The sequence below is a fragment of the Paracoccus onubensis genome, assembly GCF_003591515.1.
Classification (GTDB): Bacteria; Pseudomonadota; Alphaproteobacteria; order Rhodobacterales; family Rhodobacteraceae; genus Paracoccus; species Paracoccus onubensis.
The window spans coordinates 208,905-224,075 of record NZ_QZCG01000002.1 but is presented as its reverse complement, the minus strand read 5'-3'; the positions used below and the strand labels follow the sequence as shown (position 1 = coordinate 224,075).

16 protein-coding genes and 1 other RNA gene are annotated in these 15,171 nt (G+C 61.1%); 10 read left to right on the top strand and 7 right to left on the bottom strand.

The features are described 5' to 3' along the window. Window positions 1-86: 86 nt before the first annotated feature. Window positions 87-929, top strand: a complete 843-nt coding sequence (locus D3P04_RS03645; protein ID WP_119746047.1) for a prephenate dehydratase — start codon at window positions 87-89, stop codon at window positions 927-929. A gap of 21 nt (window positions 930-950) precedes the next feature. On the opposite strand, the gene D3P04_RS03640 is transcribed toward D3P04_RS03645, so the two are convergent. Then, window positions 951-1,406: a hypothetical protein gene (locus tag D3P04_RS03640; RefSeq protein ID WP_119746045.1), complete on the bottom strand. Its 456-nt coding sequence runs from the start codon at window positions 1,404-1,406 to the stop codon at window positions 951-953. A 314-nt stretch (window positions 1,407-1,720) separates the two neighbouring features. On the opposite strand from D3P04_RS03640, the gene ffs reads away from it, so the two are divergent. Continuing rightward, window positions 1,721-1,817: signal recognition particle sRNA small type (gene ffs / locus D3P04_RS03635), an RNA gene on the top strand. Between the two features lie 225 nt (window positions 1,818-2,042). On the opposite strand, the gene D3P04_RS03630 is transcribed toward ffs, so the two are convergent. Next, window positions 2,043-2,528 (bottom strand): peroxiredoxin, encoded by a 486-nt coding sequence (locus D3P04_RS03630; protein WP_119746043.1) that lies wholly within the window; start codon window positions 2,526-2,528, stop codon window positions 2,043-2,045. 85 nt (window positions 2,529-2,613) lie between these two features. Between D3P04_RS03630 and D3P04_RS03625 the strand changes: the two genes are divergently transcribed. Beyond that, window positions 2,614-3,816: an NAD(P)/FAD-dependent oxidoreductase gene (locus tag D3P04_RS03625; RefSeq protein WP_119746041.1), complete on the top strand. Its 1,203-nt coding sequence runs from the start codon at window positions 2,614-2,616 to the stop codon at window positions 3,814-3,816. Continuing rightward, window positions 3,813-4,388 carry a 16S rRNA (guanine(966)-N(2))-methyltransferase RsmD gene (gene rsmD / locus D3P04_RS03620; RefSeq protein ID WP_119746040.1) on the top strand — a complete coding sequence of 192 codons (576 nt, stop codon included), beginning with the start codon at window positions 3,813-3,815 and terminating at the stop codon, window positions 4,386-4,388. The genes D3P04_RS03625 and rsmD overlap by 4 nt, the downstream gene beginning before the upstream one ends. Before the next feature lie 51 nt (window positions 4,389-4,439). On the opposite strand, the gene D3P04_RS03615 is transcribed toward rsmD, so the two are convergent. Then, window positions 4,440-5,612, bottom strand: coding sequence for a pyridoxal-phosphate-dependent aminotransferase family protein (locus D3P04_RS03615; RefSeq protein WP_119746038.1), 1,173 nt, complete (start codon window positions 5,610-5,612; stop codon window positions 4,440-4,442). 269 nt (window positions 5,613-5,881) lie between these two features. On the opposite strand from D3P04_RS03615, the gene D3P04_RS03610 reads away from it, so the two are divergent. The 3 genes from D3P04_RS03610 to dinB all read left to right on the top strand — a co-directional run bounded on the left by D3P04_RS03610 (window position 5,882) and on the right by dinB (window position 9,603). Next, a complete protein-coding gene (locus tag D3P04_RS03610; protein WP_119746508.1) occupies window positions 5,882-7,549 on the top strand; it encodes an ABC transporter ATP-binding protein in 1,668 nt (555 codons plus the stop codon). A gap of 216 nt (window positions 7,550-7,765) precedes the next feature. Further along, window positions 7,766-8,488 carry a CAF17-like 4Fe-4S cluster assembly/insertion protein YgfZ gene (gene ygfZ / locus D3P04_RS03605; protein ID WP_119746036.1) on the top strand — a complete coding sequence of 241 codons (723 nt, stop codon included), beginning with the start codon at window positions 7,766-7,768 and terminating at the stop codon, window positions 8,486-8,488. Further along, a complete protein-coding gene (gene dinB, locus D3P04_RS03600; RefSeq protein WP_119746034.1) occupies window positions 8,485-9,603 on the top strand; it encodes a DNA polymerase IV in 1,119 nt (372 codons plus the stop codon). Before ygfZ ends, dinB begins: the two co-directional genes overlap by 4 nt. Window positions 9,604-9,640: 37 nt before the next feature. Here the strand turns inward: dinB and pgeF are convergent, their stop codons facing one another. The 3 genes from pgeF to lgt are packed head-to-tail and all read right to left on the bottom strand — an operon-like array spanning window position 9,641 to window position 12,322. Beyond that, window positions 9,641-10,405, bottom strand: coding sequence for a peptidoglycan editing factor PgeF (gene pgeF, locus D3P04_RS03595; protein WP_232844888.1), 765 nt, complete (start codon window positions 10,403-10,405; stop codon window positions 9,641-9,643). Further along, on the bottom strand, window positions 10,389-11,447 hold the full coding sequence (locus D3P04_RS03590) for a class I SAM-dependent methyltransferase (RefSeq protein ID WP_119746032.1): 1,059 nt from the start codon (window positions 11,445-11,447) through the stop codon (window positions 10,389-10,391). The genes pgeF and D3P04_RS03590 overlap by 17 nt, the downstream gene beginning before the upstream one ends. Continuing rightward, window positions 11,444-12,322 (bottom strand): prolipoprotein diacylglyceryl transferase, encoded by an 879-nt coding sequence (lgt, locus tag D3P04_RS03585; RefSeq protein ID WP_119746030.1) that lies wholly within the window; start codon window positions 12,320-12,322, stop codon window positions 11,444-11,446. Before lgt ends, D3P04_RS03590 begins: the two co-directional genes overlap by 4 nt. Window positions 12,323-12,439: 117 nt before the next feature. Between lgt and D3P04_RS03580 the strand changes: the two genes are divergently transcribed. After that, window positions 12,440-12,691 (top strand): accessory factor UbiK family protein, encoded by a 252-nt coding sequence (locus D3P04_RS03580; RefSeq protein ID WP_119746028.1) that lies wholly within the window; start codon window positions 12,440-12,442, stop codon window positions 12,689-12,691. On the opposite strand, the gene D3P04_RS03575 is transcribed toward D3P04_RS03580, so the two are convergent. Further along, entirely contained in the window at window positions 12,679-12,987 is a 309-nt protein-coding gene (locus tag D3P04_RS03575) for a DUF6476 family protein (RefSeq protein ID WP_119746026.1), read from the bottom strand. The two genes, D3P04_RS03580 and D3P04_RS03575, sit on opposite strands and share 13 nt — an antisense overlap. Here D3P04_RS03575 and D3P04_RS03570 point away from each other — a divergent pair. Together D3P04_RS03570 and rpoH are read left to right on the top strand one after the other, a co-directional pair. Next, window positions 12,986-14,011 carry an RluA family pseudouridine synthase gene (locus D3P04_RS03570; protein ID WP_119746024.1) on the top strand — a complete coding sequence of 342 codons (1,026 nt, stop codon included), beginning with the start codon at window positions 12,986-12,988 and terminating at the stop codon, window positions 14,009-14,011. The genes D3P04_RS03575 and D3P04_RS03570 overlap by 2 nt on opposite strands. Window positions 14,012-14,169: 158 nt before the next feature. After that, window positions 14,170-15,078, top strand: coding sequence for an RNA polymerase sigma factor RpoH (rpoH, locus tag D3P04_RS03565; RefSeq protein ID WP_119746022.1), 909 nt, complete (start codon window positions 14,170-14,172; stop codon window positions 15,076-15,078). The last annotated feature ends 93 nt before the right edge of the window (window positions 15,079-15,171 follow it).

Genomic DNA, 15,171 nt, shown 5'->3' with positions numbered 1-15,171 from the left:
TCCGGCATTGTCTATCCGCTTTCGCTTTCCGGGATCAAGGTATAGTTATCCTGCCAAACCTAAAATTCCGACACTGGAACACAGACATGACCACGAATCGCATCGCATTTCAGGGCGAGCCCGGTGCCTATAGCCACGCCGCCTGTCGCAGGGCGCGCCCGGATATGGAGGCCATGCCATGCCGGACCTTCGAGGATGTGATTGAAGCTGTCCGATCGGAAAAAGCCGATCTGGCGATGCTTCCGGTCGAAAACTCCACTTATGGCCGGGTGGCAGATATCCACCATTTGCTGCCCGAATCCGGGTTGCATATCGTCGACGAGGCCTTTGTGCGGGTTCATATCAGCCTGCTGGCCCTGCCGGGAACCGAGTTGCACGAGATCCGCGAGGCCATGAGCCATACCGTGCTTCTTGGCCAATGCCGGGGCTTCATGCGTCAGCACGGCATCCACGGTATCACCGGTGCCGACACCGCAGGATCTGCGCAAGAGGTGGCGGCCCGCGGCATAAAGTCGCTGGCAGCGCTTGCTTCGCCGCTGGCGGGCGAGATTTACGGGTTGAACAGTCTGGCCGATCAGATCGAGGACCGCCAGAACAACACCACGCGCTTTCTGCTGATGTCGCGCGAGCCGGATCGCCGCCGCCGGAGCGAGGACATGCTGACCAGTTTCGTATTCCGGGTCAGAAACATCCCCGCGGCGCTTTACAAGGCCATGGGTGGATTCGCGACGAATGGCGTAAACATGACCAAGCTGGAAAGCTATATGGTCGATGGTGTTTTCACCGCAACGCAGTTTTATGCGGATATTCAGGGTCATCCCGATGATCCCAATGTTCAGCGGGCGCTGGATGAACTCAGCTATTTCACATCGATGCTGAATATTCTCGGGGTTTATCCCGCCGATCCGCTGCGGAAGACCCAGGCCTGAACGGAGCGCGGCCGCGCGGTCTCAGCCCAGCGCCCCCAGTTCGGAAATGAGTTCTCGAATCCGATGCTCGTAACGCCGGTCCAGTCTGGCCTTGCCCAGCTTGGCGGTTTGCAGCATCAGCCGCGCCCGCATGTTCCGCGGATGGATGTCCAACTCGTAAACAAGTCGTGAGCGATTTTGGCTCAGGGCGATGATGGTCGAATCGATCGTGATCTCAAGCGAATCGGAATGGCCGGTCATGGTCACATGTTCGGGCCGATCGAAACGTGTCACTTCCATGCGAATCCGGCGCTCTTTTCCCCGCCAGTCGAATACGATGTCCCAGGCCATTCCGGTGCCGGGCTCCTTGGCCGGATCGATTCGCGTGACACTGGCGCCGCGTGCGATCAGCAATTCTTCAAGCCGGTTGAAATCGTTCACTTTGTCAAAAAACTGCGGTGCAGGTTGATCTGCATCAATCCGAGTAGAAAATTTCATTATGGATCGCCCTGAAAACATGCCGGAATACGACGCGTCAATTGCCGCGCTCCGTTGCTGATAGTCGATTCCGGGCGAGCTATTCAACCATGTCGTCAACATCGGGCAGATCCAGTCATCAGTTGCTTACCGCATCTTAACCCATTTGATTCGATTGGCCCCGCCCACTCCCGAATCTCGGCCAGGATTCGCCCAAAGGTTGCAATGTTCCGCCGGTCGGCACGTCACCTGCCTCTGCGACGCCATGATCGTTCTGCGCGGGAACGAAACCCGACGGGGTTGCATCGCCCCGTTCGGCGTTCTACATGAATCGTGAGAGGTTGGTGCGGGCAGGCACCTCGCCAACCCGGTCAGGTCCGGAAGGAAGCAGCCGTAACGAGTCCCGCTTGGGTCGTTATCCAGCCTCTCACCTTCCTTCAAATCGGTATGCCGAAGATGACGGTTTCCTCTGCGGTTCCGCGCTGGTTCCATTGACGGTTGCGGCCATCGTCAAGATCAGGTCCGATACGATAATCCTATGCCGTCGATCATCCTGTCATGCCCGGCAATTTACGTATTGAGAACGGCCCCTAGCGACCAGACCGTTCAAGGCGGTTTGCTCCCCGGCCCTTCGGCCGGGAAGACCGCAGCTTTTCGTCAGACCTTCTCGAGCAGCGCTTCTCCGGCACTGACGCTGCATTGGCCGGGCGAATCCTCGATCTGGATCACCTCAACCTTGCCATCATTCAGCAATGCCGCAAACCGCTTGCAGCGGCCGAAAAGACCAGCCGGCGGGGCATCGAAGCTCAGCCCAAGAGCCTTGGTGACGCTGCCATCCGCATCTGCAAGAACCTCGATCCCGGCATCAGGCGCACCGGTCGCCTTGGCCCAGGCGTCACAGACGAACGGATCATTGACGGTCAGACAGATAATCCGGTCGATGCCCTTGGCGCGGAAATCATCAGCTGTACGGATAAAGCTGGGCATATGTGCGTTGGTGCAGGTTCCGGTAAAGGCTCCGGGAAGACCAAAAATAGCGACGCGCCCTTGAGCGAGATCATTGGTGTCGACCTCTTCGGGACCGTTTTCGCCGACCCGAAGCAGCTTTCCTGAGGGAAATGCGTCGCCGGTGGTAATGCTCATTGCCTGTCCTCCGTGAATTGCAATGGATTCGCGCCGACTATAGGTTGCACTGCGGCGACGGACCAGACGGCGGAAGGACAGGCTAATGCGGATCGTGATCCTGGGGGCGGGACAGGCGGCAGCGTCGATGGCCGCACGGCTACGCGCCAATGGGCATCACGGCCCGCTTACCGTGATCGGAGCGGAAGCCGCTGCCCCATATCAACGCCCTCCGCTTTCCAAAGCCTATCTGCTGGGAGATATGAGTCTCGACCGGCTGACCCTGCGTGCCCCCGAATGGTGGCAAGAGCAGGAAATCACCCTGCGCCTGAACGAATGCGCCCGGTCGATCGACCGCGAAACGCAAGAGATCGTCACCGAAAAGGGACGGATCGGATATGACATCCTTGCGTTGACGTTGGGGGCATCGCCGCGACGCCTGCCGGAAAACATCGGCGGAACTTTGGCCGGAGTTCACGTGATCCGCAATCTCGCAGATGTCGATCATCTTGCGCCGGAATTGCAATCGGGCCGCCGTCTGGTGGTGGTCGGAGGCGGCTATATCGGTCTGGAAGCCGCCGCGGTCGCACGCAAACTTGGCCTTGATGTGGCATTGGTCGAGGCCGCGCCACGCATCCTGAGCCGCGTCGCCGCCGCAGAAACCGCAGACATGATCCGCGAATTGCACCGGAAACATGGCGTCGAGATCATCGAAAATGTCGGGGTTTCCCGCCTTAACGGTGACAAGCGGGTCAGCGGAGTCACACTTCAGAACGGCCGGACCCTGCCCGCCGATTTGGTCGTGACGGGGATCGGTGTCGCCCCGGAAACAGCTCTTGCGCAAGAGGCCGGACTTGCCGTCGAGAATGGCATCGCGGTTGATGAATACGGACAAAGCTCGGATCCGGCGATCTGGGCCGCCGGTGACTGCGCCAGCTTTCCGCATCTGGGCAAGCGCATCCGTCTGGAAAGCGTCGGGAATGCCATCGACATGGCTGAACTCGTCGCGGACAACATATGTGGTGCGCGAAAACCCTATGTCGCGAAGCCGTGGTTCTGGTCGGATCAGTTCGACGCCAAGCTGCAAATCGCCGGGCTGGGCAACGGTCACGACCATATCGTGACAAGGGCCGGCGACCGGCCGCATTCCGGCTCGGTCTGGTACTATTCCGCGTCGCGCCTGCTGGCCGTGGACGCGTTGAACGATCCGCGCGCCTATATGATCGGCAAACGCCTGATCGAAGCCGGACGCTCTCCCACGCCCGAAGCCATTGGCGCTGCGGCCGATCTCAAGGCATTGCTTGCATGAGAATCGTCGGCGGCGCATTCCGGGGCCTGAAACTTGCCGAACTGGGTCAGGGCAGTGAGGCGACGCATCTGCGCCCGACTACGGACAGGATCCGCGAGGCGATCTTCAATCTGCTTGTGAACGGCAAATATGGCAATCCTGTCGCGGGGGCACGGGTGCTGGACCTGTTCGCAGGGACCGGAGCGCTGGGATTAGAGGCCCTGTCCCGTGGTGCGGATTTCGTGACATTTGTCGAAAACGGGCCGAAATCCCTGGGACTTATCCGCGATAATGCGGAACGCGCGCGTGCGATGAACAGCATATCCATCCTGCGGCGCGATGCGACAAGACCGGGCCTGAACGAAGGGCCACCCCATGATCTGATCTTCCTCGACCCCCCCTATTCCAAGGGGCTGGGAGAAAAGGCGATTGCGTCATGCCTGCAAAACCGCTGGATCGCGCCCGGGGCGGTCATCGTCTGGGAAGAAGCCACGGCGCCCAAGATCGCCGCGCCGATGCTGATGATCGATCAGCGAAAATATGGCCAGAGCATCATCACGATTGTCAGAATAGAAGGCAGCCTGACCGATTGATCCGCCCGAACCGGACAAGACCGCGCAAATGCCTCGGCAACCGCCCGGGTGTCACGCACGCGCAGCGACGATCCCGGCGGCGGCTTCAAGCGCGCCGCGGCCACGCGGGATGGACAGGGCAGCCATCCCCGCCTCCATAGCTCCTAAGGACGCCATCAACATGGCAGCGTTGCAGTAACCCATATGGGCAACCCGCAAGGCATTGTCCGGGTCACTCGCCCCCAGCCCGACACCAAGCGTCACTCCGGTATTGGCGCTCAGCCACTGACGCAGGGCGGAGGCGCCGGGCAATGACAGGGCCGTCACCGAATTCGCCCGGCTTACCGGATCCGCAATGGTCAGCCGGATATCGGGGTTTCCCGCGCCCCAGGCATCCACCGCCGCCCAGACGGTTTCTGCCAAAGCCGCGTGACGCGCCCAGACCGCATCCAGCCCTTCTTCGTCAAGCAGCATTCGCAGGGCTTCATCAAGCGCGAAAATATGCTGAACGGGGGGAGTACCGCCCCAGAACCGCCACAGGGCCTCGGCCCCGGCGCGTAAATGCCAGTCCCAGACCGGTGTGGTCAAAGCGGTACGGCCCCGTGCCGCAGCCCGGTCAGAGAACCAGACAAAGGCGATCCCCGGCGGGCACATCAGCCCTTTCTGACTGGCGGAGATCAGAACATCCACGCCCCAATCATCCATATGCATCGGCGAGCATCCCAGAGAGGCGATCGAATCAACGACCAGAAGCGCCGGATGCTGATCCATGGCGGCCCGGATGGCCGGAATATCCGCCGCGGCGGAAGTTGCTGTATCCGTCTGGCACAGCATGACCGCGCGGATACGGTTTTCGCGATCCTGCGCCAATCGCTCGGCCAACCGCCCCGGATCGGCAGGCGCGCAGCCGAAATCCATCACCTCAACCGCAATGCCCATCTCGGCCATCTGACTGGCCCAGGAACTGCCGAAATGCCCGGAAACAAGTAAAAGCGTTTCATCGCCCGGCGAGAAGATATTGGCGGCGACGGCCTCCCATCCCGCATGTCCGTTGCCGATATAGGGCGCGAGATTGGCACCTGTTCCGGCAAGCCGTTTCAGCTTTGCCATGACCTGCAGATTGAACTCTGCCAATTCCTCGCCGTAGATATCCGGAGACGCGCGGTGCATGGCGCGCAGCACCCGGTCGGGAACGGGCGAAGGGCCGGGAATGGCGATAACGGGGGGGCCGAAAGCAAGGCTCATTCTGTTCTTCCTTCACAGACTGCAAAATCGGTATGCCTGTTCCGATCTTTCGTCAACGGCCCCGACCGGAAGATCTTCACGACTTGCCCGCCCAGACCCAGACAGGCTATGCCCTATAGAGCGTTGCCCCTGCCGCAGACGGTCGGAGGTCTACCGCCCCGGCCAAGGAGACGAGCGTTCACGTGACCAGACCCGCCCCCCAGGAACTTCCCTCCCGCGAGCTGTTTTTACGTTTTTGGCGGGATTACCTGTACAAGAACCGCGGCGCCATGGGCCTGGCCTTTGTCCTGATGTCGATCGAGGGCGCGACTTTGGGGCTGATCTCCTGGATGCTGAAGCCGCTTTTCGACCGGGTTTTCGTCGGCAAGGACGCGGATGCGATCTGGTGGGTCGGGATGGCGATCTTCGGCATCTTCCTGCTGCGCGCCTTGACCCTGATCGCCAGCAGATCGCTGCTGAAACAGATCTCGCTGAATATCTCGACCGAGATGCAGCGCGATTTGCTGGCCCATATCCTGACACTCGATGGCCGCTTCTTCAATGACAATTCCCCCGGCGCATTGATCGAGAGGATACAGGGCGATACGATCGCGGTTCAGGGTGTCTGGTCAACGCTGATCACCGGGGCAACCCGGGACGTGATATCGCTGATCGGCCTGTTCGCCGTCGCCGTCGCCATCGATCCGTCATGGACAGTTGCCGCATTGATCGGGATTCCCCTGCTGATCGCCCCCTCCGCACTGATCCAGCGATATATCCGCCGCAAGATGCGGCAAAGCCGAGCGAATGCCAGCCTGCGCGCGACAAGGCTGGACGAAATCCTGCATGGCATCGCCTCGATCCGGCTGAATCGCGCCGAAACGGTGCAGACGGGCCGCTTTGACGAGATCATCAACCGGATCCGCCGCGCCGAGGTCAAGGTCGCCACGACCAGCGTCCTGATGCCTGCCTTGACGGATATCGTCACCGGAATAGGCTTTGTCGCCGTTCTGGCGCTTGGCGGCTCGCAGGTGATGGAAGGCACGCGCAGCATCGGTGACTTCATGTCATTTTTCACGGCGCTCGCGCTGGCATTCCAGCCGATGCGCCGCCTTGGCGGAACAGCGGGCAACTGGCAGACCGCCGCCGCCAGCCTTGAGCGGATTTACCAGACACTGGACACAAGGCCCACGATCCTGTCCGGCCCCCGACGCAATCCGCCCGCCGAGCTGTCGATCGAACTGGAGGATGTCTGGCTGTCTTACGAAGGCCAGACAGTTCTGCATGGGCTGAACTTTCGCGCCGAAGCCGGTCAGACGACCGCCCTTGTCGGGCCGTCCGGCGCGGGGAAATCCACCGTGTTCAATCTGCTGACACGAATGATCGATCCTGATCGGGGCAAGGTGCTGCTGGGGAACATACCGGTTTCCGATTACGATCTGGAGACGCTTCGCGACCAGTTCTCGACCGTATCGCAGGAATCGGCTCTGTTCGACGACAGCCTGCGTGACAATATCCTGATGGGCCGCCCCGATGCGGAAGAGCCCGCATTGCGGCAGGCACTCGAGGCGGCGCATGTGCTGGAATTCACCGAAGCGCTCAGCCGAGGGCTGGATTCTCAGGCCGGCCCGCGCGGCTCGGCCTTGTCCGGCGGGCAGCGTCAGCGGGTAGCGATTGCGCGGGCAGTGCTGCGTGACGCGCCGATCCTGCTGCTGGATGAGGCGACGAGTGCGCTTGATACAGGCAGCGAACGACTGGTGCAGGAATCGCTGGACCGACTGTCCAAGGGCAGGACCACGCTGGTGATCGCACACCGGCTTTCAACGATCCGCAATGCCGACAAGATCGTGGTGATCGACGCGGGAAGGGTTGTCGAACAGGGCAGCCATGACCAATTGATGGCAAAGGGCGGTGCCTATGCCAGCCTCGTCGCAATGCAATTCGGGGAAAGCACATGAAGAACCGCGCTTCCGTGAGTTTTTTCAGACGTTGCCGGACCGTCGCGATATATCGGTCTGCTGCGGCTCTGATCCCCGTCACCATCATCCTGCGGAGGTTCGCTTTGCGCGGCTCGGCAGTAGCACTCCCGGTATTTCTTTCCTACCCGAGCCATCTCAGGATCGATATTCCATAACCATATCGCCACGATATCGTGGCTTGCCGGAGAATTATGAATGAGCAATCGCCAACTCATCCGCATCACCGGCGAGGATCGGGTAGCATTCCTTCAGAACCTGGTCACCAATGATGTCAGCAAGGGTCCGTGTTGGGCGGCGTTACTGACACCCCAGGGAAAATATCTGGCGGATTTTCTGATCATACCGGTTGATGACACCTTGCTGCTGGATGTCGATGCCGGTCTGGCCGAAGATCTGCTGCGCCGCCTGACACTCTACAAACTGCGCTCAAAACTTGTTCTGGAGCCTGTTTCGATGTCCCTTGCCCGCGGCACGGGGCCGGCCCCCGAGGGCGCGATCATCGATCCACGGCACGAGGCGCTTGGCTGGCGGCTTTACGGCGGCACGGGCGAGGATGGCACCGACTGGGACGCCATCCGGGTGACGCATTGCATTCCCGAATCGCTGATCGAACTGATCCCCAATGAGACATTCATCCTTGAAGTCGGGTTCGAGCGTCTGCATGGCGTCGATTTCCGCAAAGGCTGCTATGTCGGACAGGAAGTCACCGCGCGGATGAAGCACAAGACCGAGTTGCGCAAGGGTCTGACCACCCTGCGCGTCGAGGGCAGCGCGCCTGTCGGCACCCCGATCACGCGTGAGGGCCGCGCGGTCGGCACGCTGTTCACGCAGTCGGGCGGACGCGGGATCGCGCATGTCCGCTTTGACCGGCTGGGCGACGGAATGGAGGCGGGCGCGGCCCGTGTCTTCCCCGAATGACGGAAGGGGCCGCAGCGCCCCGTGACGGCGGGCCAGAGCGGGTCCGCAAGATCATCCATATCGATATGGATGCCTTCTATGCCTCGGTCGAGCAGCGGGATGATCCGGAACTGCGGGGCAAGCCGGTCGCCGTTGGCGGCGCTGCCCTGCGCGGCGTAGTGGCGGCGGCAAGCTATGAGGCGCGGGTCTATGGGGTGCGCTCGGCCATGCCCTCGGTCACGGCCAAGCGGCTGTGCCCCGATCTGATCTTCGTGCGGCATCGTTTCGACGTCTACCGCGCCGTCAGCGGACAAATCCGTGACATTTTTCTGGATTACACGCCTTTGGTCGAACCCCTGTCACTGGACGAGGCTTATCTGGACGTCACCGACCATCTCTGGCCCGGACAGACCGCGACACAGGTCGCAAAAGAGATCCGCGCGCGCATCCGCGAGACGACCCGCCTGACGGCAAGCGCGGGGGTCAGCTACAACAAATTCCTCGCCAAGCTGGCATCGGACCAGAACAAGCCCGACGGTCTATGCGTCATCCCACCCGAGCGCGGACCGGATTTTGTGCTTTCTCTGCCGGTCGGCAAGTTCCACGGCATCGGTCCTGCCACCGCCGCCAAGATGCAGGCCATGGGCATTCATACGGGCGCAGATATGCGCGCACAGGAGCTGGATTTCCTGACGCGCCGCTTCGGCAAATCCGGGCGATATTACTGGAACATTTCGCGCGGGATCGACCATCGGCGCGTCAGCCCCGAGCGGGTCCGCAAATCTGTTGGCGCAGAGAATACCTATTTCACCGACCTGATGACCATAGCCGAGGTGAATGAGGCGCTTGCCCCCCTGTCGGACAAGGTCTGGCGGCATGTCTCGAAGAACCAGTTGCTTGGCCGGACAGTGACGGTCAAGGTGAAATTCGCCGATTTCAAACAGGTCACGCGGGCGAGAACCCTGCCCCACGCAATTGCATCACAAGAGGAATTTCTGATGCTGGCCCGCGAATTGGCCTCCACCGTCCTGCCCGATCCGCGAGGCGCGAGATTGCTTGGCATCACCTTGTCAGGTTTCGAACAGGACGACGCGCAGGATCAGGTGCAACTCGATCTTTTCCAGGATCAGGAATGACATCCTGCCCTGAATACGCCCCCCGCGCGAGGCTTTCCTACAATGCGATTGCCGAGATCAGCCTGCCGTAATCGGCATGCCCCTCATGCGTCGCACGGCGATAACTGAAAAAGCGTTCGGGATCGGAATAGGTGCAATGCCCGCACCATTCGGCTTCGACCCCTGCCGCGCGAAGGCGCGACAGGCCGAAGGATGGCAGATCAAACATCGGGCGACCATTCGGACCACCGCTGAAGAACCGCGAATATTCCGGGTCTTCCATCAGGAAATCTTCCATGAATTCGTCACCGACCTCATAGGCGCGCTGGCTGATCGTCGGTCCGATCACCGCGTGGATTTCACCGGCGCCCAATTCCTGCATCGCCGCGACCGTGGCCTCGATAATCCCGGAAAGGGCCCCGCGCCATCCAGCATGGCATGCTCCGATGATCCCGGCCTTCGAATCGGCCAGAAGGATAGGCTGACAATCCGCGGTCAAAATCCCCAGCGCCACATCGCGGCGCCGGGTCACCATCCCATCGGCCCTGATATCGCCGATCTTGTCCGGATCGTCATCCTCGCCCAGTGTCACCACATCGGCGGAGTGAACCTGCTTCACCGCCGTCAGCCTGTCAGGGGAAACACCCATGGCTGTCGCGACTCTCGCCCGGTTCAATGCAACCATTTCCCGTTGATCGCTGCTCCCGCGTCCACAATTCAGCCCGGCGAACAGACCCGAGGAGGCCCCGCCCTTTCGCGTGAAAAATCCGTGCCTTACATCAGCAAGCAGCGGGTAGGTCAGGATTTCAAGCGTCATCTGCATCGGCATTCAGCTCATCAAATCCGGGCACCGGGGGCGCCCCTTTCGGCCAGACGGCCATCGCTTTGAACAGGTGACCCATTTCCTGCCTGTCGGTCAAGCGTCTGAGCGCATCCAATGCGCCTTTATCTCCGGCGTCGTACAATCGCCGCGCGCGTGCTTCGGCACCAAGCGACAGCAGCCAATCGCCCTGATAGACCGGTCGCGACACCGCGGCACCCGCCCGGATCGCCACCGCCGCCAGTGGCGCGAAATCCACATGGGCCGTCAGATCCGCCTCGCCCGGGTTGGCCAGCGGATCTTCCGATGAATGTCCCCGAACCGCCTGAAACGTATCGCCAAAACCGTTCCAGCCGCCATAATCGACGATGATCGCGGCACCGCCGCAGGCGGCGATTCTTCCCGCAATCGCGGCCATGATCGCAATTGCTGCCGGGCAATCTTCAACGATATCGCCAATGCGCCCCTCTCGTGGAAGATCGATCGGGGGGGAAAGGCCCATACGCAAACCGTCATCCCCCAATCCGACAACCCGCTCGGCCCAACCCGTTTCGACACGCTGAAATTGCCGGACCGGCAGGGCATCAAAAAATTCATTTGCCATCATGAACAAAGGCTTGTTCGGTAGTTCCTCGATATTTTTTAGGTGCCGGACCTGACCCAACCGCTGCCGCTGCACCTGTCGCAGATGCGCCGAAGCCTCGATCAGCGTCACCTCAGCGGCTTGCGTCATGCCCGGAACGGCCTGCATGGCGCGCAGCATATCCGCCATCAGCGTTCCGCGTCCCGGCCCCGGCTCGGCCAGGGTGAAAGGCGCCGGACGGCCCTGATCCGTCCAGGATTGCACCAGAGAAAGCCCGCATAACTCCCCGAAAATCTGCGATATTTCCGGCGCAGTGATGAAATCTCCACCTTTCCCGAACGGATCGCGGGTCGCATAGTAGCCAAAGCGGGGATGCAGCAGGCAAAGCTCCATGTAATCGGCCAGCGTTATCGGCCCGGTCGCCCGGATACGCTGCACGATGATCTCGGCCAGCGGGGTCATGCGACCGGGTCACGACGCCATGCGCGAATGATGAAGAACAGCCCGACCAACAACATCGGCAGGGACAGAACCTGCCCCATGGTCAGCCCGATCACCGGCCCGCCGATGACATGGCCAAGCGGGTTGTCCGGAGTGATGAATTGCTGATCAGCGACCCGGAACAATTCCACGAATATCCGCGCAAGTGCGTATCCTGAAAGGAAAATCCCGAATGCGAGTCCCGGCCTGCGCAAACCGCCTGACCGCACGCAGGCCCAAAGGATCAACCCAAGCGCCAATCCCTCCAGTCCCGCCTCGTAAAGCTGGCTGGGATGGCGCGCGCATAGTCCCTCGATCCCGGGGCAGTTCTGCGCGGCCTCTCCGGGGAAGATCACGCCCCATGGCAGATCGGTCGGACGCCCCCAGAGTTCGGCATTGATGAAATTCGCGATACGCCCGAAGAACAGTCCGATGGGCGCGACCACGGCCATCGCATCGGCCAGTCGCAACGCAGGAAGCCCGCGTGCACGGCAGAACAACCATGCGGCCACGATCACACCCGCAAAACCGCCGTGAAAACTCATACCGCCTTCCCAGACCTTTACGATCTCGGCCGGATTGGAAAGATAATATGCCGGCTCATAGAAGAAAACGAAGCCAAGCCTGCCACCAAGAATCACACCAAGAATCACCCATGTCAGCAGATCATCCACCGCCTCGCCACTCATCGGTGCCCGGTCACCCCAGATGACGGACCCGCGCATCATGCGCACCATGATCCGCCAACCAAGCAGCAATCCGGCCAGATAGGCCAGCGCATACCAGCGAAGACTGAGCGACAGCCCCCCAAGTTGAATTGTGAATATTTCGGGTGATATCTCGGGAAACGGGATCATGCTGCCTCTGGGCCGGTTTTGCGGGCGCACGCTAGCGCCACCCGACGCAGTGTCAACATTGAACCCGGACAGAATGCAGCCCATATAGGGAGCGATCAACGCAGAGGAGCGGGTTAAATGGCTGCGCAGAACAAATTTTTCGACGATGTCTCGCAATTGATGACAAATGCGATGGGTGTCGCCCAAGGGGCCAAGACGGAGGCCGAGACCGCCATGAAAGGCTGGATCGACCGCTGGCTGGCGGATCGCGATTTCGTCACCCGCGAAGAATTCGAGGCCGTGCGCGAAATGGCGATCAAGGCGCGCACCGAGAATGCCGAACTGAGAGCGCGGCTCGATGCGCTGGAAACAGGGCGTCAGCGCGACTGAGCCTGATCGCGCAGCACCCCGTTGCGGTCGTAAAGCAGCACCTCACCCGTATCGGTGACGACCACGATCCAGTCACGGGCAAAGGTGACGGCATCGGCGCCTGCGCCTTCGGGCAGGGTAATGTTCTCGGGCAGTTCCGGCAGCACCGGTTGCCCCAGACGCGCCCATAGCAGCGCCACGATCGCCACCATCCCAAGCCCCATCACCAGCGACAATGCGGTGACAAGCGTTTTCAGGAAACGCAGCTCTGGTACCGCTTTCGCTGTCTCTTTCCAGTCGTTATCATCCTTGGTCATGTCGAACCTTGTCGTCACCATCCCGGCCAATCCGCCTGAGCGGCTTGATAAGGCCCTTGCGCTCGCAGTGCCAGAGGAAGCGGCGCTTTCGCGCACGCGCCTTGCACGGCTGATCGCGGATGGTGCGGTCAGCGGCCCCGAAGGCGTGGCGCGGGACGGAAAGGCGCGGGTGATCGAGGGACAGGAATACCGCATCGCCCTGCCCCAACCGGAACCCGTCGAGACGCGGCCCGAAAACATCCCGCTGGATATCGTCCATGAGGACGCGGATCTGCTTGTGATCGACAAGCCCGCAGGAATGGTTGTGCATCCTGCCCCGGGCTCGCCCTCGGGAACGCTGGTGAACGCGCTGCTGGCCCATTGCGCCGACAGCCTGTCCGGGATCGGCGGAGAGCGGAGGCCGGGGATCGTTCACCGGATCGACAAGGAGACGTCCGGCCTGCTGGTCGTGGCCAAATCCGACCGTGCGCATCACGGTCTGGCTGCGCAGTTCGAGGCGCATACAGCCCAGCGCCGATATCTGGCGCTTGCGCATGGCATCATCGATGCCGCAGACCCGAGGCTGCGCGGAATCGCGGGTGTCAGCTTCGAACCGGGTGGCATTCTCAGGATCACGTCGCGTCTGGCGCGTCACGCCACGGACCGGCAACGGCAGGCGGTTTATTTCGACCGGGGCCGCCACGCGGTGACACGGGCTCGAATGCTGGAGAGTTTCGGACAGCCTCCGGCGGCGATGCTGATCGAATGCCAGCTTGAAACGGGCCGCACCCATCAGATCCGGGTACATATGGCGCATGCGGGTCTTGGCCTGATCGGTGACCCTGTCTATGGCGGCGCGCGAAAGGCCTCTGCCAAAGCGCTGGGAGATGCCGCGCAGGCGGTCAAATCCTTTCCGCGACAGGCGCTTCATGCCGCATTTCTAGGCTTCATCCATCCTGTCAGCGGCACATCGCTGAGCTTTGAGAGCCCGCTCCCCGGCGATATGCAGGGGCTGTTGGCAGAGCTGCGCCTCGCGAAGTCTTGACATGAACGTGAGCCATTCCCACGTTATCATCCCAGAGAGTCCGGACAGTTATCCTCCAGCCCAATTCGCCCCTTGGCGGGCAAGCGCAGCCTCCTCCGCTCACGGAACCGTAACCGTGATATCTGCGTTATGTTTACCTCCGCGAAAGGCCTTTGATTATGGCTAATTATGCAAATCTACCCGCCCCCAGTCCCGAGCAGGGCCTGAATCGTTATCTTCAGGAGATCCGCAAATTCCCGCTGCTGGAACCCGAAGAGGAATATATGCTGGCCAAAGCATGGGCCGATCACGAAGATTCAGAGGCCGCGCACAAGCTGGTGACCAGTCATCTGCGTCTCGCTGCCAAGATCGCCATGGGCTATCGAGGCTATGGCCTGCCGCAGGCCGAGGTGATTTCGGAAGCGAATGTGGGTTTGATGCAGGCCGTCAAGCGCTTTGATCCGGAAAAGGGTTTCCGGCTGGCCACCTATGCGATGTGGTGGATCCGCGCATCGATCCAGGAATACATCCTGCGGTCATGGTCGCTGGTCAAAATGGGCACCACAAGCGCGCAGAAGAAGCTGTTCTTCAATCTGCGTAAGGCCAAATCCCGCATCGGCGCCCTGGAAGAGGGCGATCTGCGTCCTGAGCATGTCGCCCGGATCGCCAACGATCTGAACGTCACCGAAGACGAAGTGACCCAGATGAATCGCCGCCTGTCGGGCGGCGATGCCTCGCTCAATGCGACGGTGGGATCGGCGGACGGCGATTCCACGGCGCAATGGCAGGACTGGCTGGAAGACGAGGACGCCAATCAGGCCGAAGCCTATGCCGAAACCGAAGAACTCGGCACGCGCCGTCAGATGCTGATCGAAGCCATGAGCGTGCTGAACGACCGGGAAAAGGATATCCTGATGGAGCGACGCCTGCGCGACGACCCGATGACGTTGGAGGATCTTTCTTCCCGCTACAACGTTTCGCGCGAACGTATACGCCAGATCGAGGTTCGCGCATTCGAGAAACTTCAGGATCGGATGCGGATTCTGGCGCGCGAAAAGGGAATGCGGGTGCCGGAAGCGGCGGATTGATGTCCATGGGCGCCGCTGCCCAATCCCGTTTTCCTGTACGCTTTGTATTTTCAGTTCAAATTGTCGCGGCAGTTGGCAATATCATTCCCAATT